The following is a 25,225-nucleotide window of genomic DNA, read 5'->3' as shown; positions in this document are numbered from 1 at the left end:
GGCAGGTCAGGGGCTTGGTGATTCCCGTGTGTAAGGCAGCGGTCACAGGTGACGGGAAACCCGGACAACAGGGAACGCGCATTGAGCCATTTCAAGCCACTTCGCGAAGACCCTTGACACGGAGATTGGTCTGGACCAACTTGGCAGCGCATGCCGTGAGTCGACCCCACCCCGTACGACCCGGCTGTCCCCTCACCCTTTCCCCTCCCCCACGGAGCCCACGTGAACCGCATACGCTCCCTCTCCCTGCCGCTCGCCGCCGCCGTCGCCGCCGGGGCGCTGACGGCCCTCGCCACCGGTACCGCACAGGCCGCCGACGTCAACGTCGCCCGCAACGGCGGCTTCGAGTCGGGCCTGGCGAACTGGTCCTGTTCCGGCGGGAGCGGCGCCGCCGTCTCCTCGCCCGTGTACGCCGGCGCCGGTGCTCTGAGGGCCACCCCGGCCGGCTCGGACAACGCCCGCTGCAGCCAGACCGTCCGGGTCAAGCCGAGCTCGACGTACACGCTGAGCACGCAGGTGCAGGGCAGCTACGTCTACCTCGGCGCGACCGGGACGGGCACCCAGGACGTCTCCACCTGGACCCCCGGGTCGGGCGGCGGTTGGCAGAAGCTGTCCACCACCTTCACCACCGGCCCCTCCACCACCGAGGTCACCGTCTACACGCACGGCTGGTACGGCCAGCCGGCCTACACCGTGGACGAGTTCAGCGTCTTCGGCCCGGACGGCGGCGGGGGCACCGACCCCGGGCCGGGCGTCCCGGGAGCGCCGGCCGGGGCCGCCGTTTCCGGCCAGAGCGCGAACGGCCTCACCCTTTCGTGGAACGCCGTCAGCGGCGCGGCCGGGTACCACGTCTACCAGGACGGCGCCCGCGTGCAGACCCTGACCGGTACCTCCACCGCCGTCACCGGCCTCGCGCCCGCCACCTCGTACTCCTTCCAGGTGAGCGCGTACAGCTCCGCGGGCGAGGGCCCGAAGTCCGCGCCGGTGACCGGGACCACGACCGGCGGCGGGAACCCGGGCAACCCGGCCGTCCCCAGGCACGCCCTGACCGGCTACTGGCAGAACTTCGACAACGGCGCGACGGTGCAGCGGATCTCGGACGTCTCCGCGCAGTACGACATCATCGCCGTCTCCTTCGCCGACGCCACCGCCACGCCCGGCGCCATCACCTTCAACCTGGACTCGGCCGGCCTCGGCGGCTACACGGTCGCCCAGTTCAAGGCCGACATCGCCGCGAAGAAGGCGGCCGGGAAGTCGGTCATCCTCTCCGTCGGCGGAGAGAAGGGGACGATCACGGTCAACGACTCGGCCTCCGCGACCAACCTCGCGAACTCCGCGTACGCCCTGATGCAGGAGTACGGCTTCACGGGCATCGACATCGACCTGGAGAACGGCCTCAACCCCACCTACATGACGCAGGCGCTGCGTGCCCTGTCCGCGAAGGCGGGCCCCTCGCTCGTCATCACCATGGCCCCGCAGACCATCGACATGCAGTCCACGCAGGGCGGCTACTTCAAGACGGCGCTCAACATCAAGGACATCCTCACCGTCGTCAACATGCAGTACTACAACAGCGGCTCGATGAACGGCTGCGACGGCAAGGTGTACTCCCAGGGATCGGTGGACTTCCTCACCGCGCTGGCCTGCATCCAGCTGGAGGGCGGCCTCGACCCGTCCCAGGTCGGCATCGGCGTCCCGGCCTCCCCCAGCGGTGCGGGCAGCGGCTACGTCTCCCCGACCGTCGTCAACAACGCCCTGGACTGCCTGACCCGCGGCACGAACTGCGGATCCTTCAAGCCGTCGAAGACCTACCCCGGGCTGCGCGGCGCGATGACCTGGTCGACCAACTGGGACGCCAAGGCGGGTAGTGCTTGGTCGAACTCGGTGGGTCCCAAGGTCCACGGGCTCCCGTAGGCGGTAGACGTGTGGGGGTGGCCGGATCGGTTCGGCCTACGCCCGAGGTCCTTGACCGGGACATGCCACGAGAGGACGCTGAGCGCGTCCGCACGGCTACCCCCACACTCCCCACCCAGGAGAACGCATGCGGCTCCATACCCGCCGGAGGGCCGCCCTGACGGCGGCCCTGCTGGCGCTCGCACTGGGCGCACCCGCCTACGGCATGAGCGCGACGGCAGCGCCACCACCCAGCCCGTCCACCGCCACCCAGGACGAGGCCGTCGTCCAGTACCGGATCCACGGCCCCTCCACCGTCGCCGACCGCACCGCCCTGCTCGGCACGGGCGTCTCGATCGACGAGGTCGACGACCACACCGTGGTGGTCAGCGCCGACACCACGCAGGCCAGGAAGCTGAGGGAGCTCGGCTACAAGCTGACGGCCCTGCCCGGCCCCCCGGACCGCTCGATGCCCGGCATCGCCGCGAACCCGATGGACTTCCCCTCGGCGGACTCCAGGTACCACAACTACGCCGAGGCGACCGCCGAGATCAACCAGCTCGTCGCGCAGTACCCGGCGATCGCCTCCAAGCGGGTGATCGGCAAGTCCTACCAGGGCCGGGACATGCTCGCCATCAAGATCAGCGACAACGTCGCGACGGACGAGTCCGAGCCCGAGGTGCTCTTCACCGCGCACCAGCACGCCCGCGAGCACCTGACCGTCGAGATGGCGCTGTACCTGCTCAAGGAGTTCACCTCCAAGTACGGCACCGACTCACGCGTCACGAACGCCGTCAACGGCCGCGAAATCTGGATCGTCCCGGACCTCAACCCGGACGGCGGCGAGTACGACATCGCCACCGGCTCCTACCGCTCCTGGCGCAAGAACCGGCAGCCGAACTCCGGCTCCTCCTACGTCGGCACCGACGAGAACCGGAACTGGAACTACAAGTGGGGCTGCTGCGGCGGCTCCAGCGGCAGCAAGGGCTCCGAGACCTACCGCGGCGCGGCCGCCGAGTCCGCACCCGAGGTCAAGGTCGTGTCGGACTTCGTCCGCAGCCGCGTCGTCGGCGGCAAGCAGCAGATCAAGGCCGCGATCGACTTCCACACCTACAGCGAGCTCGTCCTGTGGCCCTTCGGCTACACCTACAACGACACCGCCCCGGGCCTGACCGCCGACGACCTCGCCGTCTACAAGAAGATCGGCACGAGCATGGCGGCCAGCAACGGCTACACCCCGGAGCAGGCGAGCGACCTCTACATCACCGACGGGACGATCGACGACTGGCTGTGGGGCAACCAGAGGATCTTCTCCTACACCTTCGAGATGTACCCGCGGAGCGGCGGTGGCGGCTTCTACCCGCCGGACGAGGTGATCGACCGCGAGACCGCCCGCAACAAGGACGCCGTACTCCAGCTCCTGGAGAACGCCGACTGCATGTACCGCTCGATCGGCAAGGAAGCCCAGTACTGCTCGTAGCGGCCGGGGCGGGCACCTGAACCGGGGGCGCCCCGCCGCGAGGAGGGCGCCCCTCCCCGCGGCAGGGGCGCCCTGCCCGACCGTCCGGGCTCAGCCCAGGACGGCCAGGGCGTCGATCTCGACGAGCAGCCCGGCCGGCAGGCCCACGTACACGGTGGTGCGGGCGGCCGGGGCCTCCTTCAGCCCCTGCTCCTCGAAGTAGGCGTCGTAGACCTCGTTCATCTCGGCGAAGTGCGCCGTGTCGGTGAGGTAGACGCGGATCATCATCACGTCGTCCCAGCCCGCACCGCCCGCCTCCAGCACGGAGCGGACGTTCTCCAGCGTCTGGAGGGTCTGCTCGCGCAGCGTCGGCCCGGCCGGCGTCGGCGGCCGGCCCTCCACGTGCGGCAGGAACCCGACCTGCCCGGCCACCTGCAGGATGTTCCCCTTGCGCACCCCGTGCGAGAACTTCGCGGGCGGGACGGTGTGGGTGGCGGGGGTGACGGCGGTCTTCTCGCTCACTCTGTCTCCTGTACTCCTGAACAGTCCTGGCTGATGGCATCGGCGGTCCGCAGCACCTGCGGCAGCAGTTCGAGCAACCCCTCCGCCGGGACGACCACACCGGGCGCGGAGAGCGACAGCGCGGCGACGACCCGCCCGCCGGGCCCCCGCACGGGTGCGCCCAGGCAGTTGATCGACTCCTCGTGGCCGCCGAGGTCGGCGGCCCAGCCCTGCTCCCGTACGAGGTCCAGCTCGCGCAGGAAGGCCTCCGCGTCCGGGGTGGAGCGGGCGGTGTAGCGGGGGTACTCGATGCGGTGGGCGAGGGCCCGGCGCTCGCCCTCGGGGAGGTCGGCGAGGAGCAGCTTGGCGACGGCGGCGACGGTCAGGGGCACGGGCCTGCCGATGCGGGAGTACATGCGCACCGGGTAGCGGCTGTCGACCTTGTCGACGTAGACGACCTCGTCGTCCTGGTGCAGCGCGAGGTGCACGGTGTGCCCGGTGGCCCGGTTCAGTTCGGCCAGGTGGGGGCGGGCGACCTCGCGGACGTCGAGGTTCTCCAGGGCCTCGGCGGCGAGCGCGAAGAGCTGCGCGCCGAGGCGGTAGCGGCCGTCGGGGCGGCGGTACACGAACCCGCGCTCGCTCAGGGTGCGCAGCAGGCGCAGCGCGGTGCTCTTGTGCACGCCCAGCTCGTCGGCGACGTCGCCGAGCCCGGCGGGCCCCTTCGCGAGCAACGGCAGGATGCCGAGCGCCCTTTCGACCGACTGGCTCATCGCCTGCCCTTCCCCGCAGTCACGGCATCACGGCCCGGCTCGGTCGGCAGCGGCGCCGCGCGGGCGACGTTGACCCACCGTCACCGCGGATGTTAGACAGCATGCAGTGGCATACGCAACGACCGTTGCAGCCAACGCAACACGCCCGGGAGGCATCCGCATGGCCAGCGCCAGCGACCCCGTCAAGGACCTCGCCGCCGAGCCGGTCGACCACCGGTTCAAGGGCCTGCCCCCGGACGCCCAGGCGGACGGCCTCACCGTCGGACAGCTCGCCGCCCAGCGCCGCGGCCTGCACACCGGCGGCTTCACCACCCCCGTCCTGACCCTCGACGCGGACGCGCTGGAGCACAACCTCACCGCCCTCGGCACCTACGCCGCCCGCCACGGCCTCGCCTTCGCCCCGCACGGCAAGACCTGCATGGCCCCGCAGCTCTTCCGCCGCCAGCTGGACCACGGCGCGTGGGGCATCACCGTCGCCATGCCCCACCAGGCCCGCGTCTGCCGCGCCTTCGGCATCCAGACGATCTTCCTGGCCAACGAGCTGGTCGACGCTCCCGCCCTGCTCTGGGTCGCCGACGAACTCGCCGCCGACCCCGGCTTCCGCTTCGTCTGCTACGTCGACTCCGTCCGCGGGGTAGAACTGATGGACGCCGCCCTGCAGGGCCGCGGCGCCACCCTCGACGTCGTCCTCGAACTCGGCGCCGGCGCCGAGGGACGCACCGGGCTGCGCACCGACGCCGAATGCCAGGCCGTCGCCGAGGCCGTCGCCGCGTCCCCCTCACTGCGCCTGGCTGGCGTCGCGGGCTACGAGGCCACCATGCCCGGCGCCGACGCCGACAGCGTCCGCGCCTGGCTGCGCCGCCTCACCGCGCTCGCCGCCGATCTCGACAAGCAGGGCCTCTTCACCGGCACCGGCCTGGACGAGGTCATCGTCAGCGCCGGCGGCAGCGAATGGTTCGACGCCGTCGCCGAGGTCTTCACCGACATCCCGCAGCTGTCGCTGCCCGTACTGCCGCTGCTGCGCTCCGGCGCGTACGTCTCCCACGACCACGGCTGGTACTCGGGCCTGACCCCCTTCAACCGCGTCCCCGAGGAGGGCGGCCTGCTCCCCGCCTTCCGGCTGTGGACCCAGGTCGTCTCCCGTCCCACGCCCGGCCAGGCCTTCGTCAACGCCGGCAAGCGCGACATCGCCTACGACCTCGGCCTGCCCGAGGTCCTGGCCGTGCGCGGCGCCCGCGACGGCGTCGAGCGCGCCGCGCACGGAATCCGGGTGACCAAGCTGTCCGACCAGCACGCCTGGATCGAGACGGACGCCGACGCCACCGGACTGGAGGTCGGCGACTGGGTCTCCCTCGGGATGGCCCACCCCTGCACCATTTTCGAGAAGTGGCCGCTGATCCCGGTCGTGGAGGCCGACGGCGCCGTCACCGACTACGTCCGCACCTTCTTCTAGACGCGGACGCGGCCGTGGACCTGGTCCTGCGGGGAGCCCGGGTCGTCGACGGCACGGGCGGCCCCTCGTACATTGCCGACGTCGGCGTCCACGAGGGCCGGATCGCCGCCGTCGGCAGGCTGTCCGGGGGCCGCGAGACCGTCGACGCGCACGGTCTCGCCCTGGCTCCCGGCTTCGTGGACATGCACGCCCACAGCGACCTGGCGCTGCTGCGCGACCCGGACCACAGCGCGAAGGCCGCGCAGGGCGTCACCCTCGAAGTCCTCGGCCAGGACGGCCTGTCGTACGCGCCCGTCGACGACCGCACGCTCGACGCGGTCCGGGCCGCCATCGCCGGCTGGAACGGCCCCGGCGACGACATCCACTTCGACTGGCGCACGGTCGGCGAATACCTCGACCGGCTGGACCGCGGCTTCGGCGGCGAGGGCGTCGCCCTCAACGCCGCCTACCTCGTTCCCCAGGGCACCGTCCGCGCCCACGTCGTCGGCTGGGACGACCGCCCGGCGACCGCGGCCGAACTGGACCGGATGCGCGGGCTCGTCGCCGACGGCCTCGCCCAGGGCGCCGTCGGCATGTCCTCCGGACTCACCTACACCCCCGGCATGTACGCCTCGCGGTCCGAACTGACGGCACTGTGCCGGGTGGTGGCCCGGCACGGCGGCTACTACTGCCCCCACCACCGCAGTTACGGCCGGGGCGCCCTCACCGCCTACGCCGAGATGGTGGACCTGGCCCGGGACGCCGGCTGCGCCCTGCACCTCGCTCACGCCACCATGAACTTCGGCGAGAACGAGGACCGCGCCCCCGAACTCCTCGCCCTCCTCGACACGGCCCTGGACGCCGGCGCCGACATCACCCTGGACAGCTACCCGTACACCCCGGGCTGCACCACCCTCGTGGCCCTGCTGCCCAGTTGGGCGAACGCCGGCGGCCCGGAGGCGGTCCTCGCCCGGCTGCGCGACGACGACCAGGCCGCGCGGATCCGCCACGCCCTGGAGCAGGAGGGCGCCGACGGCTGCCACGGCGTCCCCGTCGACTGGTCGACGATCGAGATCTCGGGCGTCACCGACCCCGCGTACGCCGCCCACGTCGGCACCCGCGTGGACGGCTGGGACACCGCCCGCCGGCTCCTGATCGGCGACCGGCTCGCGCCGACGATCCTCCAGCACGTCGGCCACGAGGAGAACGTCCGGGCGATCATGCGCCACCGCGCCCACACCGGCGGCTCCGACGGCATCCTCCAGGGCGCGAAACCGCACCCGCGCGCGTACGGCACCTTCCCCCACTACCTGGGGCACTACGTCCGCGAGCTCGGGCTGCTGTCGCTGGAGGAGTGCGTCGCGCACCTGTCCGGCCGCCCCGCGACCCGGCTGCGCCTGCCGGACCGCGGCCTGATCCGGGTGGGCCACCGCGCGGACCTCGTCCTCTTCGATCCCGACACGGTCGCCGCCGGCGCCACGTACGAGCGGCCGCGCACGCCGCCCACCGGGATCCCCTACGTCCTGATCGGCGGCCGCTTCGTGATGCGCGACGGGCGCAGGACCCAGGTGCTGGCCGGACGTTCGGTGCGCAGGACCGGCTCCCGGACCGGGTGACCGGGGTCCGGCCGGCAGTGAACGGGCGGCGGTCTCCGGCGGATCCGCCACCTACGATGGCGCCATGGTCGCCTTCGCCCTCGCCGCCCTGCTGTTCGTCGCGTTCTGCATAAGCGTCCGGCAGGACCGGCGCCGCTTCAGCAATGCCGTGCTGCTGGGACTGACCTTCCTCGCCGCCTTCTCGGCCGTCTTCCTCCAGGTGGGCAAACTGCCCACCTGGGCGGCCGTCACGGTCGTCGTCCTCACTTTCGCCTCACCCGCGTTCGGGATCCTGGCGCTCGGCGTCCTCCTCGTACGCAACGGCGTGACCATGGTCCGCAAGGAGGGCTTCCGCCCGGCCACCCTGCTGTCGCTGCTCGCCGGCCTCGCGATCTTCGCGCTGATCGCACTGCTGGTCCTCGTCGCCGTGGTCGGCTCCCCCGTGCTCGGCGGCATCGCCGGAACCCTCACCGTCGTCGCCGGCTACGTCTCCTTCGTCTTCTTCTGCTTCCTCGGCTACGCCTTCCTCTACGGCCGGATCAAGGTGCGCGGCGACATCGACCACGTGGTCATGCTGGGCTCGGGCCTGATCGGCGGCGACCGCGTACCGCCGCTGCTGGCCTCACGCCTGCGCAAGGGGCAGCAGATCTACGAGCGCCAGCTGGCCCGGGGTGGCCGGCCGCCGGTCCTGCTCGTGTCGGGCGGCAAGGGATCGGACGAGAAGGTCTCGGAGGCCCGGGCGATGGCGGACTGGCTGATCGCGGAGGGTGTGCCGGCGCACCACGTCGTGCTGGAGGACCGGTCCACGACGACCGAGGAGAACATGCGCTTCAGCCGGGAGATCATGGAGGCGCACGATCCGGCGTACCGGTGCGTGGTGGTCACCAACAACTTCCACGCCTTCCCGGGCCGCGATGCTGGCGCGCAAGACCGGAGTCAACGGGCAGGTCCTGGGCTCCCCCACCGCCAAGTACTACTGGCCGAGCGCCACCATCAGGGAGTTCGTCGCGGTCTTCTGGGAGCACCGGATGGTGAACCTCGCCATCTGCGGCGTGCTGACCGTCCTCGGCGCGCTCGGCACGCTTGCGGCGGTCCTGGTCTGAGGCGCGGCGGCGGACGGGGGGACGCGGGAAGGTGCCGTGACTCCCCCCTTGGCAGTCACGGCACCGTTCACGGCATGGACGTACTGACGTACGGATGTTCAGGCGCGCTGCCAGAGCGCCGGTACGTTCGGCGGCTCCCAGCCGGTCTGGGCCTGGTGCCCCTGGATACAGCGGTAGGTGGCCCCGCCGTAGGTGACGGTGGCGCCGGCCGCGTAGACGGTGCCCGCCTTCCAGGTGCCGCCCGGCTCGGGCTCACCGGGGCCGGGGCCCGGGTCGCCGCCGCTGACCTTGAGCGTCAGTCCGTACGCCGACAGGATCGGGTTCAGCGGCTGGAAGAAGGTCGTGCCGCCGCTGGAGCAGTTGCCGGAGCCGCCCGAGGTCACGCCCTGGGCCTGGCTCCCGGAGATGTAGGAGCCGCCGGAGTCCCCCGGCTCGGCGCAGACCGTCGTACGGGTCACGCCGGAGATGGTGCCCTCGGGATAGGTGACGCTGGTGTTGTGCTGCTGGATCGTGCCGCAGTGCCATCCGGTGGTCGAGCCGGACCGGCACACCGAAGCCCCTACCGGTTGCAGCACCGAGCCGGCGACCTGCACGTTCGCGCCGCCGCTGCCCTTCACGTACGGGGTCGAGGTCCAGCTGGTGTTCGCGGCGACCCAGGCCATGTCGCTGCCGGGGAAGACCGAGGCCTGGAAGGAGCCCTGGGCGACCCGGTTGAAGCCGGTGGTGGTGGTCCCGGCCCGCCCGCAGTGCCCGGCGGTGGCGAAGCCGTTGACGGTCCCCTTGGTCACGGGGAAGCCGACGGAGCAGCGGCCGCTGCCGTTCATGTAGTAGGCGTCGCCGCCGCGCAGGTCGTAGAGCGGACGCGGGGCCTCGTCCGTACGCACCACCGTGACCAGGGCGGCATCGGTGCCGGTCGCGTCGAGCAGCCGGGCGGCCGCACCCGCCTCGGTCTCCTCGACGACGAGCGTGTTGGAGCGCGGGTCGACGTAGCGGACGGGCGTCGCGGGGCCGGCGGCCCGGTCCAGTGCGGCCTTGGCGCCGTCGAGGTCGGCGAGGGTGCGGGGGACCAGCTTGGCCCGGGCCCCGGCGGCGCGTATCGCGGCCGTGTCGGCGGCCCGCGTGGTGGCGACGGTGAGGGTGCCGGCGTCGGCCCCGTCCACCCAGGCCCCGGCGAAGGCGGCGCCGAGCCGGTCACGGAGGCGGGCGGCGGTGGCCCCGGCCTCGGCTTCGTGGGCGAGACGGGCCTTGGCCTGCGTGGGGGTCAGGCCGAGGTCGCGCTGCATGGCGGCGAGCAGCTCGGGCGGAGCGTCGGCGGTCCGCAGCGTTGCGGCCGCGGAGGGGGCCGCGGGGGTTGGGGCCGGGTCGGCGACGGCGCCTCCGGTCCCGGCCAGCAGCATCCCGGCGGCGGCCAGGGCGGTACACGCCGCGCGGGCGTGTCGCTTGAGCATGGGGGATCTCCTCGGTTTCCGGTGGGGGTCTGCGGAAACCGTAGAAATCCGAACCTTCGCGCGGGAGCTGCCAGTTGGCCCTTCCCCCGGCGGTATGCCCGTCGCTCCGCGGCGGCCGAAGTGCGTTCATGGGGCGGGGGCCGGACCATGGGGGCAGGGAAACCGTAGGAGGTACGCGATGGTCAGTGAACCCGACGAGCAGCCCACACGGTCGGACCGGCTCTTCACGGGCGGGGAACGGCCGTACGACCCCGAAGACCTCGTGATGGCGACCGGCCACGACCCGACTCCGGAGCGGGTCGAGAAGGCCCGCAAGTTGATCGAGAAGGAGGGCCCACAGGTCATCGAGCGCTACCTGCCGTAACCCCCGAAGCGCTGCCCGCCCCCGCCTTCGCCGACCAACTCCACCCCGGCCGGCGCGGGGGCCGGGGCAGCACCCCGGCGCCGCCCCAGCCCCGCCCCGCAACCCCAGCCCCGCCCCGCAATCCCAGCCCCGCCGGCGTTTGAGGCGCGGGGGCCCGGGGGCAGCGCCCCCAACATCCAGCCCCGCCGGCGCTTGAGGCGCAGGGGCCCGGGGGCAGCGCCCCCAACATCCAGCCCCGCCGGCGCTTGAGGCGCAGGGGCCCGGGGGCAGCGCCCCCAACATCCAGCCCCGCCGGCGTTTGAGGCGCGGGGGTCCGGGGGCAGCGCCCCCGCAACGGCGCCGCACCCGGCATCGCTTCCGCACACGCACCCACACCGCTACGCCGCAGGCCACGGCACAGCCGACCGCAAGGCCGCAGAAGCCGAATCCGGAGCCGGACCCGGAGCCGAACCCGGAGCCGCCCGCAGGGCCGATCCCCCAGCCGCCGCCCGCCCCAGGGCCTCCGCATGCGCAGCCCTCGCATGCCCCAGCACCCCCACCGCCCGCGCCGCGACCCGCCCCGCGGGATGCCATCCGAGCAGGTGCCGCCACACCAGCGGCGTCCCGGCCAGCGGCCGCGTGACCACCCCCGGGGTCGCCGGGAACGTGGCCCGGCAAAGCCCCACGGCCCGTCCCACCTGCACCAGGTGCACGCACGAGGCCGTGTCGGTCTCGTAGACACAGGCGGGCGTGAAACCCGCCCGCACGCACGCCGCGGCGAAGCAGTCGCCGAAGCACCCGTCGCCCGGTACGTCCGTCCACGCCTCGGCCGCCAGCTCCGCCAGCTCGACCTCGTCCGTCGCGGCCCGCCCCAGGGCCAGGGGGTGGTCCTCGGCCAGCATCACGTGCACCGGATCCCGCGCCACCTCCATCCACGCCAGCCGCCCGGGCTCCGGCGGCGCGCTCTCCCCGCAGACTCCGACCAGCGCGAAGTCCAGGCGTCCCTCCGCGACGCTCCCGGCGATCTCCCTCTCCGACCAGGAGGTGTACGTGGTCACCGCGACCCCCGGTTCCTCCTCCGCCAGCCGGTCCACGAGCCCGCCGAGCAGCGGCCCGTGCGTCCCGCCGAGCCGGTAGCCCCGCTCCCCCTGCCGGGCGAACCGCTGCGCCTCCTCCTGGAGTTCGCACACCGCGGGCAGCAGCACCCTGGCCCGCTCCAGCACCAGCTCCCCGAGCGCGGTCGCCCGTACACCCTCCCGCCCCCGCACGAACAGCGAGCCGCCCAACGCCCGCTCGACCCGCTTCAACTGCGCACTGAGCGCGGGCTGCGCCAGACCGAGGACGGTGGCGGCCCGGGTCAGGCTCCCGGCGTCGGCGACGGCCCTGACGATCTTGAGATGCCTCAGCTCCAGATCCATGACACCGAGCTTGGTCCAGACATATGGACGTGCGCTACGGGTCGTACGCATCCAGAATCGTTAATGCTCGTTGAGCCGCCAGGGGGCCGCCACGACCCTAAGGACAGGTAGATGCACACACTCGCAGTCGACTGGGACCACCCCACGGACCCACGACCCGGCGCCCGGCTCGACCACGTCCGCGCCTACGTCAGCACGGCCGGCGCCGACGGGCACCTGTGGCACGGCGTTCCCACCCTGCTGCTCACCACGCTCGACCGCGCCACCGGCACCACCGTGCGCGTCCCGCTGGTCTACGGCGAGGACGCGGGCCGCTACCTCGTCGTGGCCTCCGCAGACGGCGCCCCGGACCACCCCCGCTGGTACCGCAACCTCACCGCCCACCCGGAGGTCCGCCTCCAGGTGGGCGCCGCCACCTTCACAGCGACGGCCCACACGGCCACCGCGACGGAACGGGAGGTGTACTGGGAGATGATGACCGCCCTGTGGCCCCCGTTCGAGGACGACCAGGCGGCCGCCCGTCCCCGCGAGATCCCCCTGGTGATCCTGGAACGCCACCCGGACCGCTGAGCCCTACTGCTGCGACCGTAAAGGTTCACGGGCCACGGCGCCCGGTACGGCATCAGACGGGATCCGCCGCCTGTCGGCGGGCGGCGATCCCGCTCAGCTCCTCCTCCGTGAGCGCGATCCCGAACACCGTGCGCAGGGTCCCGTCCAGCGCCTCCGGGGCGATCTCCTCGGTGGTCTTCGTCCCGTCCGGGAGGGTGGTGACGAGCGTCAGACCGTCCAGGCTGTGATGGGCGGCCGGGGTCATGCGCTGCGCGAAGAGCCTGCGGACGAACGGCGAGCGCGCGTTCGTGCCCACGAAGTGGCTGCCCACGACGTAGTCGATCGGGTACTGCGCGGTGAGGGTGAAGGTGTGCCGGTCGATCCACGGGGTCGGCACCCGCCCGGGCGTGTCGTCGGGCCCGGCGGGGCCGGGGGCGGTCTGGTACAGCCACCACTGGTCGATGCCGTGGGCGCCGGGCCGTCGCTCCAGCCGGTGATGCCAGCCCTCGTACGCGATGTGGGCGCCGTCGGCCAGTTCGATCGGTCCGAACGGACCGGCCCCGAAGCCGACGTCGCACAGCCACACGCGGTCGTCGTCGCGGGCCGTCACCGCGAGCAGTCCGTGCGTGGCGGGGAGCACCTTGGGCGCGCCCAGGCTGACCCGGCCGATCAGGCCGGTGACGTGGAAGCCGAGGCGTTCGACGGCGGCCGCGAAGAGCAGCACGTGCTCGAAGCAGTAGCCGCCGCGGCGGTCCCGTACCAGGCGCGCCTCGACGGAGGGCAGGTCGAGCGGCAGCTCCCGGCCGAGGACGGCGTGGACGTTCTCGAAGGGAATGCCCGTGGTGTGGGCGCGCTGGAGGTCCCTCAGCACGGCGAGGGTCGGCTCGCGGGGGCCGTCGTACCCGATCCGCGCCAGGTAGGCGTCGAGATCGAGCACCTCACCGGACCACCGGTCGGGCCGGTGGTCGGTCGGGCTGGGTACGGCTGGAAGGGAAACGGGACCGGGGACGGGAACTGGAGTGTCGGCTGGCTTGGTGGTCATGATCCCAGCCTCCTACCTCGACCCGCCTTGAGGTCAAGCCGGAATTCGCGGCCCCTCCGTGCACAACCGCGGTCCCAGCCGGGACCGAAGGGCCCGGGCGATGGACCGCACCTCGTCGTCCACGGAGCCGCCCGCGACGACGTCGAGCACGGCGAGCACGAGGTCCGCCTCCGCCCGACTGAGAAGGGGTAGGCGTTCAGGTTCGGCCGCGGATTCGATCTCGTCAGCCACGATGCTGGTGTACAGGTCGTCGAGCGTCACGTGGAGGAAACGCGCCGACCCGGACCAGGTCACGGCCACAGCACACCCAGCCCAGCCGACGCCTTCACCCCCGGTCGTAGACGGTCACCGCAACGCCGCGCTCACACAGCGCCCCGGTGATCAACGGCTCGACGCGCGGCCAGACGCCACCCGCGAGCCCGCACCCGATCCTCGGCATGTGCACGCTCGCCCCCAACTCGACGGCATGTTCACCCAGCGCGACCAGGCAGCGCCCCAGGGCGTCATAACGGATCGGCGGGCCCGCGCTCCCCGTCCGTATCCCCCGCTGCGCCACCATGTTGGCCACCCACAGGTCGGGCTTCACCCGCACCATCTGTACGGCGCCCAGCCCGAAGTCGTTGCCGCTGCGCCCCCGATGCCAAGCCCGATACGCAATCTCCGGCTCACGCCACCGCTTCGATACGGCCAGCACGAAACCTTTCCCCCACCCCCCGAGGTCGTTGCACACGTGCGCTACGACCTTGGGCCCCGCGGCCTGGGGACTCGTCGCATCCCCCGCGATGATGCTCAGCGACTTCATACCCCGACGGTACGCAGCGGCACCGACAACGCGGGGCGGGAGCTTCGGCGGGGCGGGGGCGCGGGTGGGAGCCGCCGCAGCGGGGGCTTCGGCGGGCGAGGCGGGGGCGCGGGTGGGAGCCGCCGGGGCGGGGGCGGAAGGCGCGGCGGCGGTGTAGGGCGGGGGCCGCCGAGGCGGGGGTGTCGAGAGGCGCGGCGGCGGTGCGGGCAGCGGGATCCGCTGGGGCGGTGTCGGTGGGGTTCTGGGGGTTTCCCGTCAGTCCAATCGTCTCTCCGCGTCGGGCCGGTCCGTCAAGGGCGCTCCCTTCGGTCGCGTCACTCCGTGAGGGCCTTCGGCCCCCCTTGACTGACCGTCCCGCCACGGAAATCCGAAAGACTGCCGGGAAGCCCCCAGAGGAACGGGCCGGCCATCAAGAGACACCCAAAGCGGTCGGGGCCGCGTGCCCGGATCCAGGAGCGCCCCCAATCGCTACGCGCTCCTGCCCGACGGCGCCTGCGAGCCCCATGGGCTGGACATAGGCCGCCATCGATCGCTACGCGCTTCTGCGAGGCGGCGTCCGCGAGTCTCTTGGGTTGGGCATAGGCCGCCAGCGAGCGCGGTGCGCCTATCCATCACGCGTCCGCGAGTCTCATGGGTTGGGCATAGGCCGCCAGTGGTGGCCGCGCGCTTCTCGATCACGCGTCTGCGGTTCGTCTGGGGCTGGGCACAAGCCGCAGAAAGCTTTCCGCGCCCCTCTTGGACGGCGTCCGGCCCCTGGGTGGGGTGGAAAAGCGCCGGATGACGGCTGGAGCGATGCCAATCCATGTCTGGGAGAGTGCCCGCACCCGAGAGGCTGCCATTCGCCCCAAATGCCCCCGTCTGTACCGACGGGTGGGATCTCGTCGTGCGTCTTGATGGGGGTTGAGTTCGGCTGAGCCGAGGAATGGCTTTCCCGGCCCTCGATTTCGCCCCTCCCAGCCCCGAACGAGGGGCGGACGCGGTCGTCGAGGAGCGCGTAGCGATTGGTGGCGGCTTATGCCCGACCCCAGAGGCTCGCGGACGCGTGATGGAGAAGCGCGTAGCGATCTGGGGCGGCTTATGACCAGCCCAAGAGGCTCGCTGACGCCGTCCTTCAGGAGCGCGTAGCGATTTGACGCGCTCCTGGATCCGGGCGCGCGGCGCCAACGGCCCGTCTCGATCCTGGACACCCGGCCCGTTCCCCTGGGGGCTTCCCGGCAGTCTTTCGGATTTCCGTGGCGGGACGGTCAGTCAAGGGGGGCCGAAGGCCCTCACGAAGTGACGCGACCAACGGGAGCGCCCTTGACGGACCGGCCCGACGCGGAGAGACGATGGGACTGACGGGAAACCCCCAGGCCTTCCCCAACACCGCCCGAGTGGATCCCGCCCCCCGAAGCCCGGCCGGGCCTTCGCTCCCGCATGCGCAGCGCCCACCCCGAGGCCGCCTCGCACCTTCCGACCCCGCCCTGCGGCTCCCACGCGGAGGCTCCCGGCCCGCCTCCCCGACCCGCCCCCGCAGCTCCCGCACAGAGGCTCCCGCTCCGCCTTCCCGACCCCGCCTCAGCGCTCCCCCGCCCCCCGAAGCCCGGCCGGGCCTTCGCTCCCGCATGCGCAGCGCCCACCCCGAGGCCGCCTCGCACCTTCCGACCCCGCCCTGCGGCTCCCACGCGGAGGCTCCCGGCCCGCCTCCCCGACCCGCCCCCGCAGCTCCCGCACAGAGGCTCCCGCTCCGCCTTCCCGACCCCGCCTCAGCGCTCCCCCGCCCCCCGAAGCCCGGCCGGGCCTTCGCTCCCCGCATGCGCAGCGCCCACCCCGAGGCCGCCTCGCACCTTCCGACCCCGCCCTGGCGGGCTCCCACGCGGAGGCTCCTGGCCCGCCTCCCCGACCCGCCCCCGCGGCTCCCGCACAGAGGCTCCCGCTCCGCCTTCCCGACCCCGCCTCAGCGCTCCCCCGCCCCCGCGATCCCGCCCCGCCTTCCCGACCCCGCCCCCGCAGCGCCCGCCGACCCGACCCCGACCCCGACCCCTCAGAGGTATTCGCGGGCGAACTCGACCGCCCACTCGATCGCCGCCACCGGGACGCTCGCCGCCGCCGGGTCGATGGTCAGGCGGGCGTCCTCCCAGCCACGGCCGTGCTCGCGGAAGATCGCGAAGTGCCCTTCCTCCAAGGTCCCTTCCGGCCTGACCAGGAACTCGATCGCCCGGTCGTCGCCATCCGTGCCGACCGTGGTGATAGCCATGTCACCGACTACGAATTCCACTGCCCCGCGCTCCTTGATCGCCGCCGTTCAGGCATCACTCGCCCTGGTCCAGGACCCCAGCCTCTCCCGCCGGCCCGGCGCCCGCATGAGTGCGCGTACTCAGCCCGGTACTCAGTCACCTCCGTCCCCACCCGAGGTGACGAGGGCAACACGCACCCCCACACGCAGCTCGGACGCGCGCATTCCGTAGGTCGGGCGGCGGTCGCGCCCCGGATTCCAAGGGAAGAGGGCGCCCCCACCCACGCATCCCGCCAAACGGGATATATCGACCTTGGAGTCTCTCGCCAAAAGGCGGGTCGGGCCCGCACCCGGCCCCGTAAGCTCCCGTCATGCAGGTGATCCAGTCAACGAAACTCGCCAATGTCTGCTACGAGATCCGCGGCCCCGTCCTCGAAGAGGCGATGCGGCTCGAAGCAGCAGGTCATCGCATCCTGAAGCTCAACACGGGCAACCCCGCGGCCTTCGGCTTCGAGTGCCCGCCGGAGATCCTTGAGGACATGCTCCGCAACCTGGGCTCCGCCCACGGCTACGGCGACGCGAAGGGCCTGCTGTCCGCGCGCCGCGCGGTCATGCAGCACTACCAGACCAAGGGCATCGACCTGGACGTCGAGGACATCTACCTCGGCAACGGCGTTTCCGAGCTGATCCAGATGTCGATGCAGGCGCTGCTCGACGACGGCGACGAGGTCCTGGTCCCGGCACCGGACTACCCGCTGTGGACGGCGTCCGTCTCCCTCGCCGGGGGCACGGCCGTGCACTACCGCTGCGACGAGCAGTCCGACTGGATGCCGGACCTCGCCGACATCGAGCGCAAGGTGACCGACCGCACCAAGGCGCTCGTGATCATCAACCCGAACAACCCGACCGGCGCCGTCTACGACGAGGAGATGCTGCGCGGCCTGACGGACATCGCGCGCCGCCACAACCTGGTCGTCTGCTCGGACGAGATCTACGACCGGATCCTCTACGACGGCGCCAAGCACTTCAACACCGCCGCGATCGCCCCCGACGTCCTCACGCTGACCTTCAACGGCCTGTCCAAGAACTACCGCGTCGCGGGCTACCGGGCCGGCTGGATGGCCGTGTGCGGCCCGAAGGGGCACGCCGCCGACTACATCGAGGGCCTCACGATCCTCGCGAACATGCGCCTGTGCGCGAACATGCCCTCGCAGCACGCCGTGGCCACCGCGCTCGGCGGCCGGCAGTCCATCGAGGACCTGGTCCTGCCCGGCGGGCGGATCCTGGAGCAGCGCAACGTCGCCCACGACCTGCTCACCCAGATCCCGGGCGTGACGTGTGTGAAGCCGAAGGGCGCGCTGTACGCCTTCCCGAAGCTGGACCCTGCGGTCTACAAGATCAAGGACGACCGGCAGATGGTCCTGGACCTGCTGCGGGCCGAGAAGATCATGGTCGTGCACGGTACGGGCTTCAACTGGCCCGAGCCCGACCACTTCCGGATCGTGACCCTGCCCAACGCCAAGGACCTCGCGGACGCGGTGACCCGGATCGGGAACTTCCTGGACGGCTACAGCCAGGCCTGACCGATACCGGCCAGGAGCGCCCGTACCGGCCAACATCAGGATCCAGCTCAACTTTAGAACCAATCCAATGTAGGATGGTCTCCTGACCACGCAGGAGGCCTCCTCATGTACGAGCCGATCCGCACCAAGCCGGTCGTCCACCGCATGGGCGGCACCACGGTCGACTACCCCCACAGCAGCCGCGGCGAAGCGCTGGACATCCAGCTCGCCGGCCACCTCGCGGCCCTGCTCGCCGTCACCGACGAGCTCGGGCTCGACGAGGCCGCCGAGACCATCGCCGCCCAGGTCGCCCGGCTGCGCGGGGCCCAGCCCGCCCGGGCGCCGCAGGCCCCCGTGGGGGACGCCGCCGCGCTGCACCGGCGCGCGCACGACCTCGCCGCCCGCGCTCTCCTCGTCGCCGCGTCCCGCGCCGACACCACCGTCGCGATCCTCGCCGCCGAGCGTATGGACGCGCATGCCGCCGCCCTGGAGTCCCTGGACCTGGCGGGCGCCCTCTAGACGGCCCCGGTCCGGGGCCGCGGAGGCTCCGGACCGGGCGCCATGACCGGCCCGGCCGGCCCGCGAGGCCCACCTCCGCCGCCCGCCCCGCAGGCAACGAATTGGACAGATCCCCGCGCTCCGAACACGATGTTGGCTGAAACATCGCGGCAGCAAGGGGGAGGCCGCTCGTTTGGACCATCTCCTCCACTCCGCTTCGTCCCCGATCGAGCACCTGGAGAGATGCGCCAATGAGCTTCGGCGATCCGAACAACCCCTACGGCCAGCAGCCTCCGCAGGGCCAGCCCGGCTACGGCCAGCAGGCCCCGCAGGGCGTCCCCCCGCAGTACGGCTACCCGCAGCAGCCGGCGCCGGGCGCGGCCCCCCAGTACGGCTACCCGCAGACCCCTCCGCCGGCCAACTACGGCGCGTACCCGCCCCCCGGCATGCCCGGGATGCCCGGCGGGATGCCGCCGCTGGCGCACTGGGGTCTCCGCTTCGGCGCGTACCTGCTCGACGTGCTGATCATCGCCGGCCCGATGTACGCGCTGATCGGCCTCGGCGCGGCGTTCTCCGGTGACGAGACGGGCGACTCCATCGCCGGTGTCTTCAGCCTCATCGGCATGCTGTACGCCTTCGGCATGGGCTTCTTCCAGCTCTACAAGGAAGGCACCACCGGCCAGACGCAGGGCAAGAAGATCGTCGGCATCAGCCTGCACCGCGAGGCCGACGGCGCGACCCTCGGCTTCGGCATGGCGTTCGTCCGCAAGCTGGCGCACTTCCTGGACAGCATGGCCTGCTACCTCGGCTGGCTGTGGCCGCTGTGGGACGCCAAGAAGCAGACCTTCGCCGACAAGGTGTGCAGCACCGTCGTCGTCAAGGTGAAGTGAGCAGCGACACCTGAGCTGGCGGGCGGGGCAGCCCACCGGCCCCCGCCCGCTACGGAACCCCGGGTGCCGGGGTCGCCGGCGTGAACTCCGCGCCCGCGACCCCGCACCAGGGCACCGTCGCCACCGGCCACACCGGGCCGACCGCCTCCCCGTACTCGGTCGCGCCCGGAGCCACCCCCGGGATCCGCACCAGCGCCTGCGCCGCCCGCCGCCCCGGGTCCGCTTCGGCGCGGTCACGGAACTCCACCGTCACCACATACGCGCCGACACCCTCGGCCCGCCCGGTCGCCTCGACCGCGGCCGCCACGCGCCGGCTGGCCGGATCGACACGGCAGCCCGTGACCCGTACGTCCTCCACCGCCGCCCGCGGCGGCGCCTCGTGCTGTCCGCCGCCGCTGGCCCACACGTACAGGCCCAGCGGGGCGAACACCAGCAGCCCGGCGATCGCCACCAGGCCGACCAGCCAGCCCTGCCACTTCAACGCGCTCACGCCCATGCCCCGATCCTCCCGGGCGGCCGCCCCGCCCACCAGCACCCGCGAACTCACACAGCATTTCGAAGCGGGACCGGCGCGGGGCGCAAAGCGCGACGGCGGGCCTCCACGAGGTGGAGGCCCGCCGTCGGCAGGCGCACCGACCCGCCTGTCAGGAGCGCGAACGCTCTCGGCGGGGCGGGTCGGTGCTGCGGTGGGCGCCGCTTGGTCGGGGGCTCCCACAGCGGTGGGACGCCGCTTGGTCGGGGGCTCCCACGTTCATCGGCCCTTCTTCAGGGCGTGTCCCGGCTCAGCCCAGGCGCTCCACGAGGGCGTGGTACTGCTCCCACAGCTCCTTCGGAGTGTGGTCGCCGTAGGTGTTGAGGTGCTCGGGGACCAGGGCGGCCTCCTCGCGCCAGACCTCCTTGTCGACGGTGAGGAGGAAGTCGAGGTCCTCGTCGGCGATGTCGAGGCCGTCGAGGTCGAGGGAGTCCTTGGTCGGCAGGATGCCGATGGGGGTCTGGACGCCCTCGGCGGTGCCGTCGAGGCGGCCGACGATCCACTTCAGGACGCGGCTGTTCTCGCCGAAGCCGGGCCACACGAACTTGCCCGCGTCGTTCTTGCGGAACCAGTTCACGTAGTAGATCTTCGGGAGCTTGGCGGCGTCCGCGGAGGCACCGACCTTGACCCAGTGGGCCATGTAGTCGCCCATGTTGTAGCCGCAGAACGGCAGCATGGCGAAGGGGTCGCGGCGCAGCTCGCCGACCTTGCCCTCGGCGGCGGCGGTCTTCTCGGAGGCGATGTTCGAGCCGATGAAGACGCCGTGGTTCCAGTCGAAGGACTCGGTGACCAGCGGCACGGCGGAGGCGCGGCGGCCGCCGAAGAGGATCGCGGAGATCGGGACGCCCTTGGGGTCCTCCCACTCGGGGGCGATCGTCGGGCACTGCGAGGCCGGGACGGCGAAGCGGGCGTTGGGGTGGGCGGCCGGGGTCTCGGACTCCGGGGTCCAGTCGTTGCCCTTCCAGTCGACGAGGTGCGCGGGCGCGTCCTCGGTCATGCCCTCCCACCACACGTCGCCGTCGTCGGTGAGCGCGACGTTGGTGAAGACCGTGTTGGCGTACATGGTCTTCATGGCGTTGGCGTTGGTGTGCTCGCCGGTGCCGGGGGCGACGCCGAAGAAGCCGGCCTCGGGGTTGATCGCGTAGAGGCGGCCGTCCTCGCCGAAGCGCATCCAGGCGATGTCGTCGCCGATGGTCTCGACCGTCCAGCCGGGGATCGTGGGCTCCAGCATGGCGAGGTTGGTCTTGCCACAGGCGGACGGGAACGCGGCGGCGACGTACTTCGTCTCGCCCTCGCCGGCCGGCGGGGTCAGCTTGAGGATCAGCATGTGCTCGGCGAGCCAGCCCTCGTCGCGGGCCATGACGGACGCGATGCGCAGGGCGTAGCACTTCTTGCCGAGCAGGGCGTTGCCGCCGTAGCCGGATCCGTAGGACCAGATCTCGCGGGTCTCGGGGAAGTGCGAGATGTACTTGGTGGTGTTGCAGGGCCACGGGACGTCGGCCTCGCCTTCGGCGAGCGGAGCGCCGAGGGTGTGGACGGCCTTGACGAAGAAGCCGTCGGTGCCGAGCTCGTCGAGGACGGGCTTGCCCATGCGGGTCATCGTGCGCATGGCGACGGCGACGTAGGCGGAGTCGGTGATCTCGACGCCGATGGCGGAGAGTTCGGAGCCGAGGGGGCCCATGCAGAACGGGACGACGTACATCGTCCGGCCCTTCATGGAGCCGCAGAAGACGCCCTTCTCCCCCGCGAAGATCTCCTTCATCTCGGAAGGAGCCTTCCAGTGGTTGGTCGGGCCCGCGTCCTCCTCCTTCTCGGAGCAGATGAAGGTGCGGTCCTCGACGCGCGCGACGTCGGAGGGGTCGGAGGCGGCGTAGTAGGAGTTCGGGCGCTTCGTCTCGTCGAGCTTCTTGAACGTTCCCTTGGCGACGAGCTCCTCGCACAGGCGCTCGTACTCGCTCTCGGAGCCGTCGCACCAGACGACGCGGTCCGGCTGGGTGAGGGCTGCGATCTCGTCCACCCAGGAGATCAGCTCCTGGTGGTTCGTCGGGACAGTGGGAGCCGCGTTGTCGCGCGCCACGATTGCTCCTTGTTGAGGGGTTGTTTGGTGTAGGCCCCGTGGGGGCTGCGACCCGGACGCTTCGCGCTCCGCTCATCCGGTGTCGACCGCACTCATCTGATCATCCGGTGGATGTGCGCATATGTCCAGAGGGCCTCTCACGTGAGCATTGCCACGTCCGTCAATCTTCCGTAAAGAGGATGACCGGAAAGCTACGGACCCGTAGGTAGCATGGCGCACATGACTTCCGACGCCGCCGCCGTCCCCGCCGCCGAGGCCGCAGCGACCTCCGAGACCTCCCCGGTCACCCAGGCCGCGGAGGCCGTCGAGTCCGCCATCGAAGCCAAACCGCTGCTGCGCGGCTGGCTCCACCTCGGAATGTTCCCCGCCGTGATCGTCGCGGGACTGGCCCTGATGGCCTTCACCGACTCGACCCGGGCACGCGTCGCCTGCGGGATCTACATCCTCACCGCCTGCCTCCTCTTCGGCGTCAGCGCGGTCTACCACCGCGGCACCTGGGGCCCGCGCGGCGAGGCCATCCTGCGACGGCTCGACCACGCCAACATCTTCCTCATCATCGCGGGCACCTACACCCCGCTCACCGTCCTGCTCCTCCCGCCCTCCACCGGCCGGACCCTGCTGTGGGCGGTGTGGATCGCGGCCGCGGCCGGCATCGCCTTCCGCGTCTTCTGGGTCGGCGCCCCGCGCTGGCTCTACACCCCCTGCTACATCGCCATGGGCTGGGCAGCCGTCTTCTTCCTCCCCGACTTCATGCGCACGGGCGGCATCGCCGTCCTGGTCCTCGTGATCGTCGGCGGCCTCCTCTACAGCGCCGGCGGAGTCATCTACGGCATGAAGCGGCCCAACCCCTCCCCCCGCTTCTTCGGCTTCCACGAGGTCTTCCACTCCCTGACCCTCGCCGCCTTCGTCGCCCACTACGTCGGCATCTCCCTCGCCGCGTACCAGCACTGAGCCGACGACAGGGGCCCGGCCGCGCGCTCGCGACCGGGCCCCTCACCCCCTGCCCGGCAGGGGACACCACCACCGTCAGGGACGAACCGCGCCCAACTGCTCCGACAGCTCGGCCGGGTCCGTCGTAGGCCGCGCACAGACGAAATGCCGGCACACGTACGCCGCCGGAAGACCACCCACGAGTGTGCGTCCGGCCAGCAGCGGGAACTCCCCCTCGCCGTCCTCCGCGGACTGCGGCCGCCCGACCGCCACCACCGCCCCCGGAGCCGTCCCCAGCAGCGCCGCCCGATGCAGCGCCGCCAGCGCCGGGTCCTCCGGATGCCCGACCACCGCCACCTCACGCGGCCCGTCGAGCAGCGCCTCGGCCACCGCCAGCCCGTGCCCGATGAAACGCGGCACCCGCGGACCGAGCGCGTGCACCACCCCCAGCGCCCGCTCCGCCGCCGTACGGTGCGCCTCGGACCCGGTGTGCGCCGCGTACGACAGCAACGCGCCCGCGGCGGCCGTCCACCCGGACGGCGCGGCCGTGTCGGTGGGATCCTGCGGCCTGCGGATCAGCTTCTCCGCATCGTGCGCCGTGTCGTACAGCGACCCGTCCTCGGCGGTGAACCGGTCCAGGACCAGATCCGTCAGGAACCCGGCGAACTCCAGCCACACCCCCTCACCGGTCACCGACGCCAGGGCGAGGAACCCCTCCGCGACATCGCCGTAGTCCTCCAGCACCCCGGCGTTCGAGCCCACGTGCCCGTCCTTGCTGGTCCGCGCGAGCCGTGCCCGGCCGGCGGCCGCGTCGAAGTGCACCCGCACCAGCAGGTCGGCCGCCTCCGTCGCCCGCTCCACCAGGTCGGGCCGCTCGAAGTACGCCCCGCACTCGGCCAGCGCGGCGATGGCCAGGCCGTTCCACGCGGCGACGACCTTGTCGTCGCGCCCGGGCGCGGGCCGCTCCACCCGCGCGGCCAGCAGCCGCGCCCTGATCCCGGCGATCCGCTCCGCGTCCACCGCGGGCCCGTCCTGCGGCAGCTGGAGCACGGACGTGCCGTGCTCGAAGGTCCCCTCCTCCGTCACCCCGAAGTACCCGGCGGCGAGCGCCCCGTCGTCCTCCCCCAGCACCTCCCGCAACTGCGCGGGCGTCCAGGCGTAGTACGCGCCCTCCACGTGCTTCCCGGTCAGCGGGTCCTCGCTGTCGGCGTCGAGGGCGGAGGCGAAGCCGCCCTCGGCGGTCCGCAGCTCCCGGACCATGAAGTCGGCGGTCTCCAGCGCCACGCGCCGCGCGAGCTCCGACCCGGTGGCCCGCCACAGGTGGGCGTAGACCCGGCAGAGCAGGGCGTTGTCATAGAGCATCTTCTCGAAGTGCGGCACCACCCACTCCCGGTCCACGGAGTACCGTGCGAACCCGCCCCCGAGCTGGTCGTAGATCCCGCCGCGGGCCATCGCCTCACAGGTGTCGGTGACCATCTGCAACGCGCCCTCGGACCCGGTGCGAGCGTGGTGGCGCAGCAGGAATTCCAGCACCATGGACGGCGGGAACTTCGGCGCCCCGCCGAACCCGCCGCGCGTGGCGTCGTACTCGCGCGTCAGCCCGAGCAGTGCCTGCGCGAGCTCCTCCGGCCCCGGGGTTCCGGCCTTGCCGTAGTCCAGCTGCCGCCCGGCGAGGTCCTGGGCGATCTTCCGCGCGACGTCGGCCACCTCCTCGGGCCGTCCCACCCAGGCGGCCCGCACGCCTTCGAGGACCTGCATGAAGGAGGGCATCCCGTGCCGGGGCTCGGGCGGGAAGTAGGTGCCGAAGTAGAACGGTTCCGCGTCTGCCGTGAGGAAGACGGTCATGGGCCAGCCGCCCTGCCCGGTGGCGGCCTGCACGGCCTCCATGTAGACGGCGTCGACGTCGGGCCGCTCTTCCCGGTCCACCTTGATGTTGACGAAGTGCTCGTTCATGTAGGCGGCGGTCAGCTCGTCCTCGAAACTCTCGATGGCGAGTACATGACACCAATGGCAACTTGAGTAGCCGACACTCAGGTGCACAGGCACACCCCGCTCCCGTGCCTCGGCGAAGGCCTCGGGCGACCACGGCCACCAGTCCACAGGATTGTCCGCGTGCTGGAGCAGGTACGGCGAGGTCTCGTTCACGAGGTGATTCGGCATGGCCCC

Annotated in this window: 21 protein-coding genes and 1 pseudogene; 11 read left to right on the top strand and 11 right to left on the bottom strand. The window is 72.2% G+C overall.

Annotated elements, in window-relative coordinates; translation table 11 throughout:
• Window positions 1–222: 222 nt before the first annotated feature.
• Window positions 223–1,914: a chitinase gene (locus tag BSL84_RS21205; RefSeq protein ID WP_030027629.1), complete on the top strand. Its 1,692-nt coding sequence runs from the start codon at window positions 223–225 to the stop codon at window positions 1,912–1,914.
• A 127-nt stretch (window positions 1,915–2,041) separates the two neighbouring features.
• Complete coding sequence (locus BSL84_RS21200; protein WP_030027628.1) at window positions 2,042–3,373, top strand: M14 family metallopeptidase; 1,332 nt, start codon at window positions 2,042–2,044, stop codon at window positions 3,371–3,373.
• Window positions 3,374–3,463: 90 nt separating this feature from the next.
• Here BSL84_RS21200 and BSL84_RS21195 read toward each other — a convergent pair whose 3' ends face one another.
• Together BSL84_RS21195 and BSL84_RS21190 are read right to left on the bottom strand one after the other, a co-directional pair.
• Complete coding sequence (locus BSL84_RS21195; RefSeq protein ID WP_030027627.1) at window positions 3,464–3,874, bottom strand: RidA family protein; 411 nt, start codon at window positions 3,872–3,874, stop codon at window positions 3,464–3,466.
• A complete protein-coding gene (locus BSL84_RS21190; protein WP_075970922.1) occupies window positions 3,871–4,623 on the bottom strand; it encodes an IclR family transcriptional regulator in 753 nt (250 codons plus the stop codon). The genes BSL84_RS21195 and BSL84_RS21190 overlap by 4 nt, the downstream gene beginning before the upstream one ends.
• A gap of 160 nt (window positions 4,624–4,783) precedes the next feature.
• Here BSL84_RS21190 and BSL84_RS21185 point away from each other — a divergent pair, with 160 nt between their 5' ends.
• The 3 genes and pseudogenes from BSL84_RS21185 to BSL84_RS37800 all read left to right on the top strand — a co-directional run bounded on the left by BSL84_RS21185 (window position 4,784) and on the right by BSL84_RS37800 (window position 8,753).
• A complete protein-coding gene (locus BSL84_RS21185) occupies window positions 4,784–6,076 on the top strand; it encodes an amino acid deaminase (RefSeq protein ID WP_075970921.1) in 1,293 nt (430 codons plus the stop codon).
• Window positions 6,077–6,090: 14 nt separating this feature from the next.
• Window positions 6,091–7,671, top strand: coding sequence for an N-acyl-D-amino-acid deacylase family protein (locus tag BSL84_RS21180; RefSeq protein WP_075970920.1), 1,581 nt, complete (start codon window positions 6,091–6,093; stop codon window positions 7,669–7,671).
• Between the two features lie 64 nt (window positions 7,672–7,735).
• Window positions 7,736–8,753: pseudogene (locus BSL84_RS37800) on the top strand (YdcF family protein).
• A gap of 98 nt (window positions 8,754–8,851) precedes the next feature.
• On the opposite strand, the gene BSL84_RS21170 reads toward BSL84_RS37800, so the two are convergent.
• Window positions 8,852–10,201 carry a carbohydrate-binding protein gene (locus BSL84_RS21170; RefSeq protein WP_045323790.1) on the bottom strand — a complete coding sequence of 450 codons (1,350 nt, stop codon included), beginning with the start codon at window positions 10,199–10,201 and terminating at the stop codon, window positions 8,852–8,854.
• 178 nt (window positions 10,202–10,379) lie between these two features.
• On the opposite strand from BSL84_RS21170, the gene BSL84_RS21165 reads away from it, so the two are divergent.
• Window positions 10,380–10,565: a hypothetical protein gene (locus BSL84_RS21165; RefSeq protein ID WP_030034983.1), complete on the top strand. Its 186-nt coding sequence runs from the start codon at window positions 10,380–10,382 to the stop codon at window positions 10,563–10,565.
• 377 nt (window positions 10,566–10,942) lie between these two features.
• On the opposite strand, the gene BSL84_RS21160 is transcribed toward BSL84_RS21165, so the two are convergent.
• Window positions 10,943–11,962 carry a LysR family transcriptional regulator gene (locus BSL84_RS21160; RefSeq protein ID WP_075970919.1) on the bottom strand — a complete coding sequence of 340 codons (1,020 nt, stop codon included), beginning with the start codon at window positions 11,960–11,962 and terminating at the stop codon, window positions 10,943–10,945.
• A 111-nt stretch (window positions 11,963–12,073) separates the two neighbouring features.
• Here BSL84_RS21160 and BSL84_RS21155 point away from each other — a divergent pair, with 111 nt between their 5' ends.
• Window positions 12,074–12,532: a nitroreductase/quinone reductase family protein gene (locus BSL84_RS21155; RefSeq protein WP_045324398.1), complete on the top strand. Its 459-nt coding sequence runs from the start codon at window positions 12,074–12,076 to the stop codon at window positions 12,530–12,532.
• Window positions 12,533–12,584: 52 nt separating this feature from the next.
• Here the strand turns inward: BSL84_RS21155 and BSL84_RS21150 are convergent, their stop codons facing one another.
• The 4 genes from BSL84_RS21150 to BSL84_RS21135 form a co-directional block, all read right to left on the bottom strand.
• Window positions 12,585–13,553 carry an arylamine N-acetyltransferase family protein gene (locus BSL84_RS21150; protein ID WP_045324399.1) on the bottom strand — a complete coding sequence of 323 codons (969 nt, stop codon included), beginning with the start codon at window positions 13,551–13,553 and terminating at the stop codon, window positions 12,585–12,587.
• Window positions 13,554–13,586: 33 nt separating this feature from the next.
• The gene (locus BSL84_RS21145) at window positions 13,587–13,814 is read right to left on the bottom strand and encodes a hypothetical protein (RefSeq protein ID WP_158880266.1); all 228 of its coding nucleotides are present in this window, start codon (window positions 13,812–13,814) and stop codon (window positions 13,587–13,589) included.
• A 64-nt stretch (window positions 13,815–13,878) separates the two neighbouring features.
• On the bottom strand, window positions 13,879–14,355 hold the full coding sequence (locus BSL84_RS21140; protein ID WP_075970918.1) for a macro domain-containing protein: 477 nt from the start codon (window positions 14,353–14,355) through the stop codon (window positions 13,879–13,881).
• A gap of 2,023 nt (window positions 14,356–16,378) precedes the next feature.
• A complete protein-coding gene (locus tag BSL84_RS21135) occupies window positions 16,379–16,612 on the bottom strand; it encodes a hypothetical protein (RefSeq protein ID WP_051873427.1) in 234 nt (77 codons plus the stop codon).
• A 329-nt stretch (window positions 16,613–16,941) separates the two neighbouring features.
• On the opposite strand from BSL84_RS21135, the gene BSL84_RS21130 reads away from it, so the two are divergent.
• The 3 genes from BSL84_RS21130 (at window position 16,942) to BSL84_RS21120 (ending at window position 19,520) form a co-directional block, all read left to right on the top strand.
• A complete protein-coding gene (locus BSL84_RS21130) occupies window positions 16,942–18,153 on the top strand; it encodes a pyridoxal phosphate-dependent aminotransferase (RefSeq protein ID WP_030032561.1) in 1,212 nt (403 codons plus the stop codon).
• Window positions 18,154–18,258: 105 nt separating this feature from the next.
• Window positions 18,259–18,651, top strand: coding sequence for a hypothetical protein (locus BSL84_RS21125; protein ID WP_045324179.1), 393 nt, complete (start codon window positions 18,259–18,261; stop codon window positions 18,649–18,651).
• 230 nt (window positions 18,652–18,881) lie between these two features.
• Window positions 18,882–19,520, top strand: a complete 639-nt coding sequence (locus tag BSL84_RS21120) for an RDD family protein (RefSeq protein WP_030033181.1) — start codon at window positions 18,882–18,884, stop codon at window positions 19,518–19,520.
• A 49-nt stretch (window positions 19,521–19,569) separates the two neighbouring features.
• On the opposite strand, the gene BSL84_RS21115 is transcribed toward BSL84_RS21120, so the two are convergent.
• Both BSL84_RS21115 and BSL84_RS21110 read right to left on the bottom strand, forming a co-directional pair.
• On the bottom strand, window positions 19,570–20,010 hold the full coding sequence (locus tag BSL84_RS21115) for a hypothetical protein (RefSeq protein ID WP_159393541.1): 441 nt from the start codon (window positions 20,008–20,010) through the stop codon (window positions 19,570–19,572).
• Window positions 20,011–20,302: 292 nt separating this feature from the next.
• On the bottom strand, window positions 20,303–22,129 hold the full coding sequence (locus tag BSL84_RS21110) for a phosphoenolpyruvate carboxykinase (GTP) (protein WP_075970917.1): 1,827 nt from the start codon (window positions 22,127–22,129) through the stop codon (window positions 20,303–20,305).
• Window positions 22,130–22,348: 219 nt separating this feature from the next.
• Between BSL84_RS21110 and trhA the strand changes: the two genes are divergently transcribed.
• The gene (gene trhA, locus BSL84_RS21105; RefSeq protein ID WP_420711234.1) at window positions 22,349–23,080 is read left to right on the top strand and encodes a PAQR family membrane homeostasis protein TrhA; all 732 of its coding nucleotides are present in this window, start codon (window positions 22,349–22,351) and stop codon (window positions 23,078–23,080) included.
• 75 nt (window positions 23,081–23,155) lie between these two features.
• Here trhA and BSL84_RS21100 read toward each other — a convergent pair whose 3' ends face one another.
• Window positions 23,156–25,219 carry a thioredoxin domain-containing protein gene (locus BSL84_RS21100; protein WP_075970916.1) on the bottom strand — a complete coding sequence of 688 codons (2,064 nt, stop codon included), beginning with the start codon at window positions 25,217–25,219 and terminating at the stop codon, window positions 23,156–23,158.
• Between the last annotated feature and the right edge of the window lie 6 nt (window positions 25,220–25,225).

The organism is Streptomyces sp. TN58, assembly GCF_001941845.1.
GTDB lineage: Bacteria > Actinomycetota > Actinomycetes > Streptomycetales > Streptomycetaceae > Streptomyces.
Note: the sequence above shows the minus strand (reverse complement) of the source record. Positions and strands in the feature narration are given on the sequence as shown.